Raw genomic sequence first — 15,443 nt, 5'->3', positions numbered from 1 at the left:
GACGTCTCCCAGTGATCAGCGCAAATCCGCGAACTCGGCGCGCATCCGCCCGTTGTGTTTGGCGCGATAGAGCAATTTGTCGACCTGCTCGATGAAGTCCACAGCCGTCGCCTGTAGCGGCGCGACCGTGGTGCCGACGCCCAGGCTCACGCTCAACAGCGGCGATACCGGGGAAAATGCATGGGCAATCTGTTGTTGGCGAATCAGGTGCAGGCATTTGCGCGCCACCAGCCGTGCGGACTCGGCGTCGGTTTCCGGGAGCAGCCAGACGAATTCTTCGCCGCCGATCCGGGCGATGAAGTCACGCGGACGATTGGCCGCCAGCGACAACGTCTGGGCCACCTGGCGCAGGCATTCGTCACCTTTGATGTGGCCGTAGTGGTCGTTGAATTGCTTGAAGTAGTCGATGTCGAGGATCAGCAACGACAACGGCAAACCGGTGCGCTGGGCATGGCCCCATTCGCGTTCCATGACGGTGTCGAACATACGCCGGTTGGCGATACCGGTGAGGCCGTCCTGGAACGAATACTCTTCGAGTTGCTTCTGCAGCCGGCTCAGGTGTTCTTCGGTTTTCTTGCGTTCGCTGATGTCGAACATGAAGCCCACCAACGCTTCGACTTCGCCGTCCTTGCGCACCACGTGCACCACGTCGCGAATCCACACGTAGTCGCCCTGTTGGGTCAGTGCCCGATAATCCGCTTCATGATCGACCCCGGCACGCGATTGCGAGACGCAGAACTCCACCACGTAATCCCGATCGTCCGGGTGCATGCGCTCGACCCAGTCGTTGACCGTCACCCAACTGTCCTGTTTCCAGCCCAGCAACGCCTCGATCTGCGGGCCGATGTAGCTGAAGGTCATGGTTTTCCAGTCGATCCGCCAGGGAATCGCATTGGTTGACTCCAGCAGGGTTTTATAGACATCGCTATCGGGTTCGACTGAGCTCATGCAGGGCCTGGCCTCAAGGAAATATGCAGCGCCATCATGTTGCTACTATCGAGGCGAATCAAGCGCCCGGCCGATGAACGGAGCGCCTTCGCTGCACACGCTCACGACGCAAGTGCGCAAGATTGTTCAAGCCATCCGCCGCGACGGCTGGCACAGTCTCGGGTCTTTCACCGGTTGTAGGGCGTTATGACGAATTCAATCATGCCGCGCAGTGCCTTTCTGCGTGGCGCTGTGGCGATCATGCCGCTGTCCCTGGCCACCGCGCCTTGGGGCTTGCTGGCCGGGTCCATGGCCATCGAGGCCAACCTCACGCCGCTGCAAGGGCAGGGCTTGTCGAGCATTGTGTTTGCCGGGGCCGCACAGTTGGTCGCCATCGGCATGCTCAAGGGCGGTGCCGGGGTCTTTTCGATTCTGCTGACCACTTTGCTGCTGACCTCGCAGCATCTGCTGTATGGCATGAGCATGCGTTCGGTGATTTCGCCGTTGCCGGGGCGTTGGCGGGTGGGGCTGGGCTTTTTGCTCACCGACGAGTTGTTTGCCTTGACCAGTCAGCACGACAAACAGCAATTCAATCGCTGGTACGCGCTGGGCGTCGGGCTGACGTTTTACATCGCCTGGAACCTGTTCACGCTGGCGGGCATTGTGCTGGGCAGCAGCATTCCGGGGCTGGAGCATCTGGGCCTGGACTTCTCCATCGCCGCCACCTTTATCGCCTTGATTACGCCGGTGGTGCGCAACGCGCCCACGGTAGTGTGCGTCGCGGTGTCGCTGTTCTGTTCGGTGTTGTTCAGCTACTGGCAATGGGGCTCGGCGCTTGTACTGTCCGGGTTGGCGGGTATGACCGCCGGTTTTATCTGCAACAAACTCTACCTGGGGCGAACAGCATGATGGTGTGGGCGGTGATTGTCGGAATGGGTGTGCTGGTGTTTCTCAACCGCTACGTGTTTCTCGAACCCCGGTTGCCGGTGCGCTTGAGCAGCAATGCCCGGCAGTTCCTCGGGTTTGCCGTGCCCGGCATGTTGACCGCGATCTGCGGGCCGATTGTGTTCATGCCCGACAAGCAGCTGAATCTGCAGTGGGACAACCCGTACCTGATCAGTTCGCTGGTGGCGGTGGGGCTGGTGCTTTACACCCGTAACACCTTGCTCAGCATGCTCTTGAGCATGGGGTTTTTCTTTTTGCTGCGTTGGTGGCTCTGAGTCGAACGCTCAAATGTGTTCTACGCTTAATGGGTCCCTTCACTGGAAGAGAGGTGCGCATGGCCAACGATCAAAAACATCCGGATTTTGACGATGAGGATGAACCCACGGAGGAAGAGATCAAGCGGCAGGAACGTTCGCGGCAGGACTGGAAACATGACGACAGTCGGGAGCTGTCAGACCGCGACCAAGAGCGTCCGCTGAAGCCCTGACCCCATGCACCACAACCTTTGTAGCAGCTGACGAGCAGCGCGAGGCTGCGAAGCAGTCGTAAATCCTGCTGACGCGGTCTATCTGAAACACCGCATGCGTCGATTTTACGACGGCTGCGCAGCCGGACGCAGGCTTCGCCAGCTACAGGGTTGTGTTTTTGCTTGGATAAGTTAGATCGCCTCGTTCCAGCGTATTTGGGTAATGCCCAGTTGCGTGGCGGTCAACCGCGCGGCGTCGAGGGTGGCGTGTGCAGCGATCTTTCGCCCAGACTGCGGATAGGCATGGGCGGACGCCGAATGAATCGCGTCGACATCCGAAAACTGTTCGGCCAGTTTGAAGAAGTGCCGACGAACGCCTTCAAACAAGTAGTGCACGGCGTAAGGGACGAGCTCGCTCATGTCTTGCTCCTGAGTTCAGCCTGGGCTGGGGCTCAGCAGTTGAATGGAGAATTCAGGGAGATCTGCGTTACAAGCGGTGTGCAGAAATACAAAGCTGAAAAGAAGGAGGCCCGCAGGCCTCTACTACTGTGAGTGCAACGAAGTCCGGTTCGTTCAGTTCTTGTGCTGAACGGCACCGGGCATCATTTTAAAGGTCTTCCAACGACGGAAAGTCCGGGTGGGAAGCCCGATAACCCAATTTCCTGTCGATCCATGCATTCAGCTCGTTGACCATGACCGGCGGGGTGCCGGCGTAGGTGGCGAGGGTCGAACGCAGGATGTTGTTGATATTGGGGATAGAACGCAGGTTCCGGGTCTTTATGTATTGCCCGATAAAGCAGTCAAGTTGATAGCGTTCTGTCATGGACAGGTACACACACTCCAGGCTGCTGACTTGATTAATTACAAGATCGTCGCGCAACTTAGTTCTCTGCAATGCTTGTTGATTTTATAAGGATTTCCTTCTTTGTTGACTTTTTGGTCAACTTGGCGATGCCATTGGAAATGCGGCGCGCATCCTAACTTTAGTGTTACGGAATGTATGTACGATAAAGACATTGTCGGACAAGCGGTTGAGGGCTGATTTCAAATACACGCAGCATGTGTTTCTGATATGAAACAGTCTGTGTAACGTTCATGCGTTGAAGTCATTGAACGATAACTTTCCTGTCTATACAGGACTGTTCAACTGATCAGTCCTGAACAAGCTGGTCAATCAACGTGCGAGACTGGTTTCTGACGTTACCGACCGCCTTGTCGACCCTGTACCACTCAAACATTTCACTGGGTTCCCCTTGCAGCAGCACCATCTGTTCGGCGCGTTCTTTGGGCGTGGCCGGGTCGAGCCATTCGCGCGCCAGTTCCGGCGACAACACCACCGGCCGCCGGTCATGAATGTCGAGCATGCCACCGACGCTGTCCGCGGTGATGATGACAAAACCGTCGTCGCTGCGTGGTTCATTGCCAGCGCCCGGGAACTGGCCAATGGCGGCGCAGTAACTCGGTGCGCCGTCCTGTCGACGAATCAGCCATGGCAGTCGCGTCGAATCACCCGCGTCGACCCATTCGAACCAATTGTCGATCGGTACAATCGCCCGGTGTGGCCAGATCGCCCGAAAGAATGGACCGTGCGCGACTTTTTCAACCCGCGCGTTGATCGGCGCCGCGCGATCCTTGGCCCAGTGCGGGCGCCAACCCCAGCGCACCGGATCGGCGTGCAGCCCGTCCGGCTCAAGATGGAGCAGGGCGAGTTGAGTGGTGGGTGCCGCGTTATAGCGGGCCAAGGGCTCATCCCCGACGTGATTGATCATTGCGTCGGGAATGCTCAACACGGCAACGAAATCGTGAATGCCACGGTACTGCGACAGACGTCCACACATCGGCTGAACCTGCGGTTGGAAAGCGCTGACGGGAATGTTCAGCTTAGCTTTCGGATCACCCGTGCGTTGGGGGGACGGGTCGCGGAACCAAACACTGTGTACCCTGATCAAACCTCGGCCCGCGTCACTGACGGGGCGGCGAAGGAAGAGCGGGCGAAGGATTTTTGCCATTCATAGTGTTGACCGTCAGGGTCTGGCCCAAGGCAAAACATGAAGCAGCTGTTCAACATATTCTGCGTACTCGCCATTGCCACCGGGCTGGCAGGCTGCATTTCGGCCCCCATCGCACTGACCCCGCAGACGGAACACCGTCTACAGGCCCAGGCGCCGATTCGTTTTCTGCTGACTTTCGACGATGGCCCCAGCGCGTCGAGTTTCTGGAACCCTACCGCTACGGTGCTCGACAGCCTGAAGGACAATCCACTGCAACCCGACATCAAAGCGGTGTTTTTCGTGCAGACCGGTGCGCCGCGCGCCGGCGACAGTGATATCGGGCGCGAGCTGATGCATCGCGAACACGCAGAAGGGCAGGTGCTGGGATTTCACACCGCAACCCACTGGCACACCAATCACCGTTCGCTGAGCCCGGAAGAACTGGAGCAGTCGCTGAGCAAAGGCAGTGCCGACATCGCGGCGATTACCGGTGCGCCGCCGACCCTGGTCCGCCCGCCATTCTGGAACTACGACAAACGCGTCTTCGCGGCGTATCAGCAGCACGGCATGCATGTGCTGCTGACTGATTTGAGTGCCAACGACGGCAAGATCTGGGGCTTCAACGCCAGCCCCCGGCGTCGCTCTCATATGCTGCGTTCAATGTCTGAAGTGCGTGAGCGCATCGCGCAGGGCGAGTTGCCGACCGTGGATGGGGTGATTCCGGTGGTGGTGACCTTCCACGACCTCAACCGCTACACCGCCCGGCATGCCCGGGAATACCTGCAAATCCTGATCGACAGCGCCAAGGCCACCGGCGTGCCATTGGCGCAAAAACCATTTTACGATGATCACGACGCCGTGCTGCGCGCGGCCATGGCGCGCACCGTCAAGGACAGTTCCCAGCCAGTGGAGCTGCCAGGGTTCTGGAACTGGTTCTGGGACCGGAATTCCCATTAAAACCTCGCCAATATGCGAGGCAGGTATCACTTTCAGTGAGCATTGGCTGGGGCGGAAAGTAAAAAGACCATCTATCCTGAACAGGTTGATTTAGACCAACCGCCACGGAGGCGACAGCGATGGTTCCCATTTCAGTCCTTTGCAACATTGTGAAGTCTGGCTTCGAGCCACTTTCCTGCGATTGCACGGAGAGTGCCGACGGACTGCTGTGCATTAAGGTGTTCGAGCCAGCCACCGGGTGCATTCACTTATTGATCAATGGCGTGTCTACCGCTGAATTGACCACAGTGCGCGAAATCTCCGACCTGGTGGGCGAACTGCGTACCGAGATTAGAGCCGGCCGCCGGGCGTTTGCCGGCTGACGGTCAGGCCCGGGGTTGCAGCTCTTCGATCATTTTCAAACAATGATTCAACCCGGGTGACACATCACCCACCCTCCGACTGAGAATAATCGGCGAGGTGGCGTTGTCTTCCAGCAGCGGGGTAAAGCCAATGTCGTCGCGGTGCAGCAATTGCACCGAGGCCGGCACCAGCGTGACGCCGATCCCGGCCCCTACCAGACCGATGGCCGTTTGCAGTTCGTTGGTCCATTGCGCCACGTGAATGCTCACGCCATAGGACTCGAACAGTGCAATCACATGGTCGGCATAGCTCGGGCGCGGATTGCCGGGGTACAGCACAAATGGTTCCTTCGCCAATTCGCGCAGGCTGATCGGCCCGGCCAGCAGGGGATGCCCGGCGGGCAGGGCGGCGACCAGCCGATCTTCGGTCAGCACCGTTTGAATGATCGCCGGGTCGTCGATGCGTATTCGCCCGAAGCCAATATCGATCCGCCCGGCCTTGAGCGCCTGCACTTGTTGCAGCGTGGTCATTTCCGACAGCCCCAGTTCAAGCTCCAGAGGCTCGCCGCTGCGCAGACGGCGGATCAGTTCCGGCAGTACGCCGTACAGGGTCGAAGGCGCGAAGCCGATGCCCAGCCAGGTCTTTTCCCCCAGGCCGATTCGCCGCGTGTTGTCGCAAACCTTGTTCAGTTGTTCGAGCAGGGCGGCGGAGTGTTCATGGAAAAACCGCCCGGCCTCCGTCAGCTTCAGCGGCCGGCCACGCTCCAGCAACAACACCCCGAGTTCGTCTTCCAGTTGCTGGATCTGCCGGCTCAAGGGCGGTTGGGCGATGTGCAGCAGCTCGGCGGCGCGGGTGAAATTGAGGGTTTGAGCCAACACCTGAAAATACCGCAGATGACGCAGTTCCATGGGGCCTCCGAACGTCGGTCGTTTGCATACCTTAAAGGTATCAAGTCAGACCAATTCTATATTGGCATCGCAAAAAAAGCCGTACGAGAATCGGTTCCAGAACTTTAAGAACCTGATGGGTATCGACATGCGTGCAACAGCCATTGAATCGATCGAGACGATCATCGTCGATCTGCCGACCATCCGCCCGCACAAGCTGGCGATGCACACCATGCAGAATCAGACCCTGGTGATCATTCGTGTGCGCTGCGCCGATGGCATCGAAGGGATCGGTGAATCCACCACCATCGGTGGCCTGGCCTATGGCAATGAAAGCCCGGACAGCATCAAGACCAACATCGACAAACACTTTGCGCCGCTGCTGATCGGCCAGGACAGCGGCAATGTGAACGCCGCCATGCTGCGTCTGGAACGCAGCATCCGCGGCAATACCTTTGCCAAGTCCGGAATCGAAACCGCGTTGCTCGACGCTCAGGGCAAGCGCCTCGGCCTGCCGGTCAGCGAGTTGCTCGGCGGGCGTGTTCGCGATGCCTTGCCGGTGGCCTGGACCCTGGCCAGCGGCGACACCGACAAAGACATAGCCGAAGCGGAAAAAATGCTCGACCTGCGTCGTCATCGGATCTTCAAACTGAAAATCGGCGCCGGTGAAGTCAACCGCGACCTGGCCCACGTTATTGCGATCAAAAAAGCCCTGGGTGACCGCGCCAGTGTGCGGGTCGACGTCAATCAGGCCTGGGATGAAGCGGTCGCATTGCGCGCTTGCCGAATCCTTGGCACCAACGGCATCGACCTGATCGAACAGCCGATCTCGCGCAACAACCGCGCCGGCATGGCGCGCCTGAATGCGATGAGCCCGGCGCCGATCATGGCCGACGAATCCATCGAATGCGTGGAAGACGCCTTCAATCTGGCACGCGAAGGCGCTGCGTCGGTGTTTGCCTTGAAGATCGCCAAGAACGGTGGCCCGCGCGCTGTGTTGCGCACTGCCGCGATTGCCGAAGCCGCTGGCATCGCCCTGTACGGCGGCACGATGCTCGAAGGCGGGCTCGGCACGATGGCCTCGGCCCATGCCTTTATCACCCTGAACAAACTGGCTTGGGACACTGAACTGTTTGGCCCTTTGCTGCTGACCGAAGACATTCTCAGCGAGCCGCTGGTGTATCGCGATTTTGAACTGCATGTTCCGCAAACACCGGGCCTGGGCCTGAGCCTCGATGAAGAACGCCTGGCGTTTTTCCGTCGTGACAAAACATCCACTTCCGTTCATCAAGCCTGAGGAGAGATCATGCTATTCCACGTCAAAATGACCGTGAATCTACCGGTCGACATGAACCCCGAAGCCGCCGCCAAGCTGAAGTCTGACGAGAAAGCCCTGGCCCAGCGCCTGCAAGAGCAGGGCACGTGGCGCCACCTGTGGCGCATCGCCGGGCACTATGCCAACTACAGCGTTTTCGATGTCGACAGCGTCCAGCAATTGCACGACCTGCTGATGCAACTGCCGCTGTTTCCCTACATGGCGATCGAGATCGACGCGATGTGCCGGCATCCGTCTTCCATCCGCGAGGATGACCGCTGAACCCAGCCTGTTCAGTTCGCTACGCTAATAATTACAAGATGAGGATCCACCATGAACGTCAAGATTTCCCACACTGCCAGCGCACAGAAGTTTCTCGAAGACGCCAGCGGCCTGCTCAACGACGCCGGCAACCCGCGCGTCAAAGCCCTGATCTACCGCATTCTGCGAGATTCGGTGAACATCATCGAAGACCTGGCGGTGACCCCGGAAGAATTCTGGAAAGCCGTCAACTACCTCAACGTGCTGGGCGCGCGTCAGGAAGCCGGGTTGCTGGTGGCCGGCTTGGGTCTGGAGCATTACCTCGACCTGCTGATGGACGCCGAAGACGAGCAGGCGGGCAAATCCGGCGGCACGCCACGGACCATCGAAGGCCCGCTGTACGTAGCCGGCGCGCCGCTGTCCGAAGGCGAAGCGCGACTCGATGATGGCCTCGATCCGGGTGTGACGCTGTTCATGCAAGGGCGCGTGTTCAACACCGCCGGCGAACCGCTGGCTGGCGCCGTGGTGGACGTTTGGCACGCCAACACTGGCGGCACTTACTCGTACTTCGATACCACGCAATCGGAGTTCAACCTGCGCCGCCGTATCGTCACCGATGCCGAAGGTCGCTACCGTTTCCGCAGCATCGTGCCGTCGGGTTACGGCTGCCCGCCGGACGGTCCGACCCAGCAATTGCTTGATCAACTGGGCCGTCACGGCCAGCGTCCGGCGCACGTGCATTTCTTCATCTCGGCACCGGATCATCGTCACCTGACCACCCAGATCAACCTCGATGGTGATCAGTACCTGCATGACGATTTCGCCTACGCCACCCGCGACGAGTTGATCGCCCACATCAGCTTCAGCGACGATCAACAACGCGCCGCGGCGCATGGTGTGAGCGGGCGGTTTGCTGAAATCGAATTTGATTTCACGCTACAGTCGACCGCCCAACCCGAAGAGCAACAACGCCACGAACGGGTTCGCGCGCTGGAAGATTGATAGCGCGATCAAACCTGTGGGAGCGAGCCTGCTCGCGAAAGCGGAGTGTCAGTCAACGTCGATGTTGAAGCTGACGCCGCCTTCGCGAGCAGGCTCGCTCCCACTGGGGTTTTCAGTCTGCCGACACAATGTTATGCGCGCTGTTCTAGAATGGAACTGACACCGCCAATAACAACAACGAGAGTGACCCGATGATGCACGCGCAACTGTTGAGTCAGCGCAGCAGAATATTCGACCATGCCGACCCTTACGCGGTGTCGGGTTACGTCAATCAGCACGTCGGCAACCATTGTATCCTGATGCCCAATGTCGGCCGGCCGCTGGCCAGCCTCGATCACCGCAAATTCGCCAGCCTGGACCTGTGCCGCATCAGCTACGGCGCCAGCGTGCGGGTGACCTCCGGCGCACTCGACAGCATCTATCACCTGCAAGTGCTGCTGCGGGGCAACTGCCTGTCGCGCGGGCGGGGTCAGGAACATTACTTTGCGCCCGGTGAGTTGCTGCTGATCAACCCCGATGAACCGGTTGACCTGACCTATTCCGACGATTGCGAAAAATTCATCCTCAAGGTTCCGACTCGGTTGTTTGAATCGGTGTGCGATGAACAGCGCTGGCGGTATCCGGGGCAGGGCGTGCGATTCCTGGAGAGTCGTTATCAACTCGATGAGCTGGAGGGTTTCGTCAGCTTGCTCGCGATGATTTGCCAGGAAGCCGAGGCCACCGAGCAGATTCCGCGTGTGCAGGAGCACTATGCACAGATCATCGTCAGCAAAATGCTCAGCCTGATGAAAACCAACGTCATTCGCACAAGTCTGGGTTCGCCCGCTTTCGAGGTGATTGCCGACTACATCGCACGCAACCTCAAGCACGACATCGACAGTGAGGAACTGGCACGCCAGGCGCGAATGAGCCTGCGTTCGCTGTACGGGTTGTTCGAACGCAATGCGGGAACGTCGCCACAAAACTACATCCGGCAGAAAAAACTAGAGCGCATCAACCTGTGCCTCAGCGACCCGACGTGCAACGTGCGCAACGTCACGGAAGTGGCCATGGATTATGGCTTCCTGCACCTGGGGCGGTTCTCCGACAGCTACCGCAAACTGTTCGGCGAATTGCCCTCCGACACCCTCAAACGCCGCCATTGACCGACCACACCTCCCCGTAGCCGCTGCTACACGCAGCCTCGCAGGCTCGACAGCTGCTACAGGTTCCGCGACAACTGCAGTAAACGGATAAACGTCTGCACCCAGCGGATAGTCCGCCTCATCCCTCCGTCCTAGCATGGCCCTGCCTGAATAAAAACAATGGAGGCGGCGGCCATGTCCCTGCGACCCGAATACCTTCACTCCCTGCTTGAAGACGACAAGGAAACCGGCATCTACCGCTGCAAGCGCGAGATGTTCACCGACCCACGGCTGTTCGACCTGGAGATGCAACACATCTTCGAAGGCAACTGGCTGTACCTGGCGCACGAAAGCCAGATCCCCAATGTCAACGATTTCTACACCACCACCATGGGGCGCCAGTCGATCTTCATCGCGCGCAACAAGGACGGTGTGCTCAACGCCTTTATCAACGCCTGCAGCCATCGCGGCGCGACGCTGTGCCGGCACAAGACCGGCAACAAAAGCTCCTACACCTGCCCCTTCCACGGCTGGACCTTCAACAACTCCGGCAAGCTGCTCAAGGTCAAGGATCCGGCCGCGGCCGGTTACCCGGCGAGCTTCAACTGCGAAGGCTCCCATGACCTGACCAAAGTTGCGCGATTCGAGTCCTATCGCGGCTTCCTGTTCGGCAGCCTCAAGGCCGATGTGGTGCCTTTGGTTGAACACCTTGGCGAGTCGGCCAAAATCATCGACATGATCGTCGACCAGTCCGCCGATGGCCTGGAGGTACTGCGCGGGTCTTCGAGCTACATCTACGAAGGCAACTGGAAACTCACCGCCGAAAACGGCGCCGACGGTTACCACGTCAGCTCGGTGCACTGGAACTACGCGGCCACCCAGAACCAGCGCAAACAACGCGATGCCGGCGACAGCAACCCGACCATGAGCGCCGGCACCTGGGCCAAGCAGGGCGGTGGTTTTTATTCTTTCGACAAAGGCCACATGCTGCTCTGGACGCGCTGGTCCAACCCCGAAGATCGCCCGCTGTACGAGCGGCGCGACGAACTGGCCCGGGATTTCGGCAAGGCTCGCGCCGACTGGATGATCGAGAACTCCCGCAACCTGTGCCTGTACCCGAACGTGTACCTGATGGACCAGTTCAGCTCGCAAATCCGCATCGCCCGGCCGATCTCGGTCAACCGCACGGAAATCACCATTTACTGCATCGCCCCCAAAGGCGAAAGCGACCACGCCCGTTCCAGCCGAATTCGTCAATACGAGGATTTCTTCAACGTCAGCGGCATGGCCACCCCGGACGATCTGGAAGAGTTTCGTTCGTGCCAGACCAGCTATCAGGGCAGCGTCACCACCTGGAATGACATGTCCCGGGGCGCCGAACACTGGATCGAGGGCGCTGACGAGGCGGCCAAGGAAATCGACCTGCACCCGCTGCTCAGCGGCGTGCGCACCGAGGACGAAGGCCTGTTCGTGCTGCAACACAAATACTGGCAGCAGACGATGCTCAAGGCACTGGCCGCCGAACAGTCCGAATTGATTGCCGTGGAGGCCGTGCAATGACCATCACCTATGACGCCGTGCGTGATTTTCTGTACCGCGAAGCACGCTACCTCGACGACAAGCAATGGGATGACTGGCTGGAATTGTACGCCGCCGATGCGTCCTTCTGGATGCCGTCCTGGGACGACAACGACGAGTTGACCGAAGACCCGCAGCGGGAAATCTCGCTGATCTGGTACGGCAACCGCACGGGGCTGGAAGACCGCATCTTCCGTATCAAGACCGAGCGTTCCAGCGCGAGCATTCCGGACACCCGCACCTCACACAACCTCAGCAACATCGAGCTGCTCGAACAGGCGGACGGTCTGTGCAAGGTGCGCTTTAACTGGCACACCCTGAGCTTTCGCTACAAGACCGTTGACAGCTATTTCGGCAGCAGTTTCTACACCCTTGATGTGCGCGGTGAAAACCCGCTGATCAAGGCCAAGAAAGTGATCCTGAAGAACGATTACGTTCGCCAGGTCATCGATGTCTACCACTTGTGAGGCGGCTGTCATGACGCATTCCATTGCATTCAATTTTGAAGACGGTGTCACCCGGTTCATCGACGCCAATGCCGGTGAAACAGTGGCCGATGCCGCGTACCGCCAGGGCATCAATATCCCGCTGGACTGCCGCGACGGCGCGTGCGGCACCTGCAAATGCTTCGCCGAGGCCGGTCGTTATGACTTGGGCGAGGAGTACATCGAAGACGCTCTCAGCGCGGAAGAAGCCGAGCAGGGTTTTGTCCTGACTTGCCAGATGCGTGCCCAGAGCGATTGCGTGGTGCGGGTGCCGGCGTCCTCGGAGGTTTGCCGCACGCGGCAGGTGAGTTATGACGCGACGATCAGCGCGGTGCGCCAGTTGTCTGACAGCACCATCGCGCTGTCGATCAAGGGTGAAGCGTTGAGCACCCTGGCGTTTCTGCCGGGGCAATATGTGAACCTCGGGGTTCCGGGCAGCGAGCAGACCCGCGCCTATTCGTTCAGCTCGTTGCAGCGCGACGGCGAAGTCAGTTTCCTGATCCGCAATGTGCCCGGCGGCTTGATGAGCAGCTTTTTGACTGGCATGGCGAAGGCGGGCGACCGCATGAACCTGGCCGGGCCGCTGGGCAGCTTCTATCTGCGCGATATTCGCCGTCCGTTGTTGCTGCTGGCCGGTGGCACGGGGCTGGCGCCGTTCACCGCGATGCTGGAAAAAATTGCCGAGCAGGGCAGCGAACATCCGCTGCATTTGATCTACGGCGTGACCAACGATTTCGACCTGGTGGAACTCGATCGCCTCGAAACCTTCGCCGCACGCATCCCGAACTTCAGCTTCAGCGCCTGTGTGGCCAACCCCGACAGCCAGTATCCACTCAAGGGCTACGTGACCCAGCACATCGAGCCGCGGCATTTGAACGAGGGTGACGTCGACGTCTACCTGTGCGGCCCGCCGCCGATGGTCGAGGCGGTCAGCCAGTTCATCCGTGAGCAAGGCGTCCAGCCTGCGAATTTCTACTACGAAAAATTCGCCGCCAGCGCGGCTTGAGTAGTACACGCGAAGGGGGCGGGACATTCAACGGGGATGTCGCCTGTTAGACCGCTATCGCGAGCAGGCTCGCTCCTGCAGGTCAGGTTTTTTTCACGAGGTGGGTATGAACAGATTTCACGAAAAAGTGGTGCTGATTACCGGGGCTGCGCAAGGCATCGGGCGGCGGGTGGCTGAGCGCATGGCCGCTGAGGGGGCGCGGTTGATTCTGGTCGACCGCTCCGAGCAGGTGTTTGAGGTGCAGCAGCAGTTGGGCCAACGTAATCAGGTGCTGGCCCTGACCGCCGACCTTGAGCAATACAGTGAGTGCAGCCGGGTGATGCGCACCGCCATTGAACGTTTCGGGCGTCTCGACGTGTTGGTCAACAACGTCGGCGGCACGATCTGGACCAAGCCGTTCGAGCACTATGCCGAGGAGCAGATCGAAGCCGAAGTCCGCCGCTCGCTGTTCCCGACGTTGTGGTGCTGTCATGCGGCGCTGCCGTTCATGCTGGAGCAGGGCAGTGGCGCCATCGTCAACGTCTCGTCCATCGCCACGCGCAGTATCAATCGCGTGCCGTATGGCGCGGCGAAGGGCGGGGTGAACGCACTGACCGCTTGCCTGGCCTTCGAAACTGCCGGCCGCGGGGTGCGGGTCAATGCAACCGCACCCGGTGGCACCGAAGCGCCGCCCCGGGTCATTGCGCGCAACACTGCCGAGCAAAGTCCTGAGGAAAAAGTCTGGTATCAGCAGATCGTCGACCAGACGCTCGACAGCAGTTTGATGAAGCGCTACGGCACGCTGGATGAGCAGGCAGGCGCTATCCTGTTTCTGGCCAGCGACGAAGCGTCGTACATCACCGGCATGATCATGCCGGTCGGTGGCGGCGACCAGGGCTGACGCTCACTGAGAACAACCCGTACCTACGTCAAGCAGTCGCTTACAGGCGCCGCCGAAACGCCTTGACGATCTGGCGCGTGGCGTCGCTGGTGCTCAGGTTGTCGACCGTCTCCAGCGGGTGCCAGATGCAGTCGATGATTTCGTTTTGGGGCCGGGCCTGCTCAAGGTTCGGCACCGACGCTTCGTAGACATGGTGGCGGGTGCCGCCCGATTCCAGCTCCATGAGGTACAGCAGGTTGTCGGCGCCCAGGCCGGTTTCTTCTTGAAGCTCACGCAACGCGGCGCCCGCCGTGGTTTCACCGGGTTCGACTTTTCCGCCGGGCAAGCTCCAGCGACACCTGGTTTTGCGCACCAGGAGAACATGTCGGTCCAGTTCGCAAATGACCGTTGCACGTACTTTCATCGGTTACCTAACAATTGCGTGTCATAAAAACGTAATAAAAATGCAACATTCGGGCCGTGATCTCTATTTCAGGTGTTAGAGCGATGTTCTCAGCGAAAAGTGCAATTGAACGCTGGATTACTGACGCGACGTCTGGTCGGCACTTGGGCAAAGGTCGGGTGTAAGGTATTGCAGGCAATCGTCGGTTCCACTACCGAACAGGAGGTGACCATGAGTGTTCCGATACTGAATAAAATGCACATGAACGGTTATGACGTACTGAGCGTAAACAACGGCCCCTGGCGGGTTTGCACCCAAGGTGACCGCTTGGGGTCTTTCAGCAGCAGAGAGGAAGCGCTGGCCTATGCTGCATCGCTTCCCGCCTATAGAGCGAGGACGGTTCGCCCGTTAGCTCAGCAGTCAGAATGACGACACCCTTGAAGCCCCGGAATGCCGGGGCTTTTTTGTTTCAGAAGCGAAGTGCAGAGGATTTTAAACGCGACATTGGAGTGATAGGGTGGCCGTTTTCAATTCAAGGAGGAACCCATGTTGAAAGGGCGCTGGATGTCTCTGGCCTTGGTGTCTGCAATAAGTTGGGCTTGCGCAAGCCCGGCTCAAGCCCAGGCGTTGGGCGAAATTAAAACCAACCCGCAGGTCTGCGAAGCGTTCCGTGTATTGGCCGGATCGATCATGCAGTCTCGTCAAAACGGCGAATCGAAAGCCAGTTTGCTCGCCATAAAATCGGGCAATCCCGACCACGACACGTTGGGGGCAATGTTGATCAACGAAGCGTACAGCCAGCCCGTTCGCGATTCTCAAGCGCAGAAAAGCCAGGCAATCAACACCTTCGCCGATAAATGGCGGGATACCTGCAACAAGCCTGTTGCCGGCTAGG

At 59.3% G+C, this 15,443-nt stretch carries 21 protein-coding genes; 15 read left to right on the top strand and 6 right to left on the bottom strand.

Annotation, left to right across the window (positions count from 1 at the left end; translation table 11 throughout):
* Positions 1–15 precede the first annotated feature (15 nt).
* Positions 16–948, bottom strand: coding sequence for a sensor domain-containing diguanylate cyclase (locus H8F22_RS12340; protein ID WP_194940217.1), 933 nt, complete (start codon positions 946–948; stop codon positions 16–18).
* 186 nt (positions 949–1,134) lie between these two features.
* Between H8F22_RS12340 and H8F22_RS12335 the strand changes: the two genes are divergently transcribed.
* Genes H8F22_RS12335 through H8F22_RS12325 form a run of 3 tightly spaced genes read left to right on the top strand, consistent with a single transcriptional unit; the run spans position 1,135 to position 2,359 of the window.
* Positions 1,135–1,836: an AzlC family ABC transporter permease gene (locus H8F22_RS12335; RefSeq protein ID WP_194940216.1), complete on the top strand. Its 702-nt coding sequence runs from the start codon at positions 1,135–1,137 to the stop codon at positions 1,834–1,836.
* Positions 1,836–2,147, top strand: a complete 312-nt coding sequence (locus tag H8F22_RS12330) for an AzlD domain-containing protein (RefSeq protein ID WP_178129422.1) — start codon at positions 1,836–1,838, stop codon at positions 2,145–2,147. Before H8F22_RS12335 ends, H8F22_RS12330 begins: the two co-directional genes overlap by 1 nt.
* A gap of 59 nt (positions 2,148–2,206) precedes the next feature.
* A complete protein-coding gene (locus H8F22_RS12325; protein ID WP_194940215.1) occupies positions 2,207–2,359 on the top strand; it encodes a hypothetical protein in 153 nt (50 codons plus the stop codon).
* Positions 2,360–2,530: 171 nt separating this feature from the next.
* Here H8F22_RS12325 and H8F22_RS12320 read toward each other — a convergent pair whose 3' ends face one another.
* The 3 genes from H8F22_RS12320 to H8F22_RS12310 all read right to left on the bottom strand — a co-directional run bounded on the left by H8F22_RS12320 (position 2,531) and on the right by H8F22_RS12310 (position 4,176).
* A complete protein-coding gene (locus tag H8F22_RS12320; protein ID WP_027923615.1) occupies positions 2,531–2,758 on the bottom strand; it encodes a DUF6555 family protein in 228 nt (75 codons plus the stop codon).
* Positions 2,759–2,945: 187 nt separating this feature from the next.
* Complete coding sequence (locus H8F22_RS12315) at positions 2,946–3,218, bottom strand: hypothetical protein (RefSeq protein ID WP_194940214.1); 273 nt, start codon at positions 3,216–3,218, stop codon at positions 2,946–2,948.
* Positions 3,219–3,489: 271 nt separating this feature from the next.
* The gene (locus H8F22_RS12310; RefSeq protein WP_194940213.1) at positions 3,490–4,176 is read right to left on the bottom strand and encodes an SOS response-associated peptidase; all 687 of its coding nucleotides are present in this window, start codon (positions 4,174–4,176) and stop codon (positions 3,490–3,492) included.
* Positions 4,177–4,386: 210 nt separating this feature from the next.
* Here H8F22_RS12310 and H8F22_RS12305 point away from each other — a divergent pair, with 210 nt between their 5' ends.
* Entirely contained in the window at positions 4,387–5,286 is a 900-nt protein-coding gene (locus H8F22_RS12305; RefSeq protein WP_194940212.1) for a polysaccharide deacetylase family protein, read from the top strand.
* Positions 5,287–5,405: 119 nt separating this feature from the next.
* Positions 5,406–5,648 carry a DUF1652 domain-containing protein gene (locus H8F22_RS12300; protein WP_194940211.1) on the top strand — a complete coding sequence of 81 codons (243 nt, stop codon included), beginning with the start codon at positions 5,406–5,408 and terminating at the stop codon, positions 5,646–5,648.
* Positions 5,649–5,651: 3 nt separating this feature from the next.
* Here H8F22_RS12300 and H8F22_RS12295 read toward each other — a convergent pair whose 3' ends face one another.
* Entirely contained in the window at positions 5,652–6,536 is an 885-nt protein-coding gene (locus H8F22_RS12295; RefSeq protein WP_194940210.1) for a LysR family transcriptional regulator, read from the bottom strand.
* A 127-nt stretch (positions 6,537–6,663) separates the two neighbouring features.
* On the opposite strand from H8F22_RS12295, the gene H8F22_RS12290 reads away from it, so the two are divergent.
* The 8 genes from H8F22_RS12290 to H8F22_RS12255 all read left to right on the top strand — a co-directional run bounded on the left by H8F22_RS12290 (position 6,664) and on the right by H8F22_RS12255 (position 14,166).
* A complete protein-coding gene (locus H8F22_RS12290; protein ID WP_027923621.1) occupies positions 6,664–7,812 on the top strand; it encodes a muconate cycloisomerase family protein in 1,149 nt (382 codons plus the stop codon).
* Between the two features lie 9 nt (positions 7,813–7,821).
* A complete protein-coding gene (gene catC / locus H8F22_RS12285) occupies positions 7,822–8,112 on the top strand; it encodes a muconolactone Delta-isomerase (RefSeq protein WP_027923622.1) in 291 nt (96 codons plus the stop codon).
* 51 nt (positions 8,113–8,163) lie between these two features.
* On the top strand, positions 8,164–9,093 hold the full coding sequence (gene catA / locus H8F22_RS12280) for a catechol 1,2-dioxygenase (protein WP_027923623.1): 930 nt from the start codon (positions 8,164–8,166) through the stop codon (positions 9,091–9,093).
* A gap of 191 nt (positions 9,094–9,284) precedes the next feature.
* Positions 9,285–10,238: an AraC family transcriptional regulator gene (locus tag H8F22_RS12275; RefSeq protein ID WP_027923624.1), complete on the top strand. Its 954-nt coding sequence runs from the start codon at positions 9,285–9,287 to the stop codon at positions 10,236–10,238.
* A gap of 174 nt (positions 10,239–10,412) precedes the next feature.
* A complete protein-coding gene (gene benA / locus H8F22_RS12270; RefSeq protein WP_194940209.1) occupies positions 10,413–11,777 on the top strand; it encodes a benzoate 1,2-dioxygenase large subunit in 1,365 nt (454 codons plus the stop codon).
* Positions 11,774–12,262 (top strand): benzoate 1,2-dioxygenase small subunit, encoded by a 489-nt coding sequence (gene benB / locus H8F22_RS12265; RefSeq protein WP_027923626.1) that lies wholly within the window; start codon positions 11,774–11,776, stop codon positions 12,260–12,262. The genes benA and benB overlap by 4 nt, the downstream gene beginning before the upstream one ends.
* A 10-nt stretch (positions 12,263–12,272) precedes the next feature.
* A complete protein-coding gene (gene benC / locus H8F22_RS12260; RefSeq protein ID WP_027923627.1) occupies positions 12,273–13,286 on the top strand; it encodes a benzoate 1,2-dioxygenase electron transfer component BenC in 1,014 nt (337 codons plus the stop codon).
* A 106-nt stretch (positions 13,287–13,392) separates the two neighbouring features.
* Positions 13,393–14,166, top strand: coding sequence for a 1,6-dihydroxycyclohexa-2,4-diene-1-carboxylate dehydrogenase (locus tag H8F22_RS12255; protein WP_027923628.1), 774 nt, complete (start codon positions 13,393–13,395; stop codon positions 14,164–14,166).
* A gap of 40 nt (positions 14,167–14,206) precedes the next feature.
* Here the strand turns inward: H8F22_RS12255 and H8F22_RS12250 are convergent, their stop codons facing one another.
* Positions 14,207–14,569 (bottom strand): NUDIX hydrolase, encoded by a 363-nt coding sequence (locus H8F22_RS12250; RefSeq protein WP_027923629.1) that lies wholly within the window; start codon positions 14,567–14,569, stop codon positions 14,207–14,209.
* A 210-nt stretch (positions 14,570–14,779) separates the two neighbouring features.
* On the opposite strand from H8F22_RS12250, the gene H8F22_RS32600 reads away from it, so the two are divergent.
* Both H8F22_RS32600 and H8F22_RS12245 read left to right on the top strand, forming a co-directional pair.
* Positions 14,780–14,977, top strand: coding sequence for an SPOR domain-containing protein (locus tag H8F22_RS32600; protein ID WP_027923630.1), 198 nt, complete (start codon positions 14,780–14,782; stop codon positions 14,975–14,977).
* Positions 14,978–15,094: 117 nt separating this feature from the next.
* The gene (locus H8F22_RS12245) at positions 15,095–15,442 is read left to right on the top strand and encodes a hypothetical protein (protein WP_027923631.1); all 348 of its coding nucleotides are present in this window, start codon (positions 15,095–15,097) and stop codon (positions 15,440–15,442) included.
* Position 15,443: the final 1 nt, after the last annotated feature.

The organism is Pseudomonas mucoides, assembly GCF_015461845.1.
Classification (GTDB): Bacteria; Pseudomonadota; Gammaproteobacteria; order Pseudomonadales; family Pseudomonadaceae; genus Aquipseudomonas; species Aquipseudomonas mucoides.
Note: the sequence above shows the minus strand (reverse complement) of the source record. Positions and strands in the feature narration are given on the sequence as shown.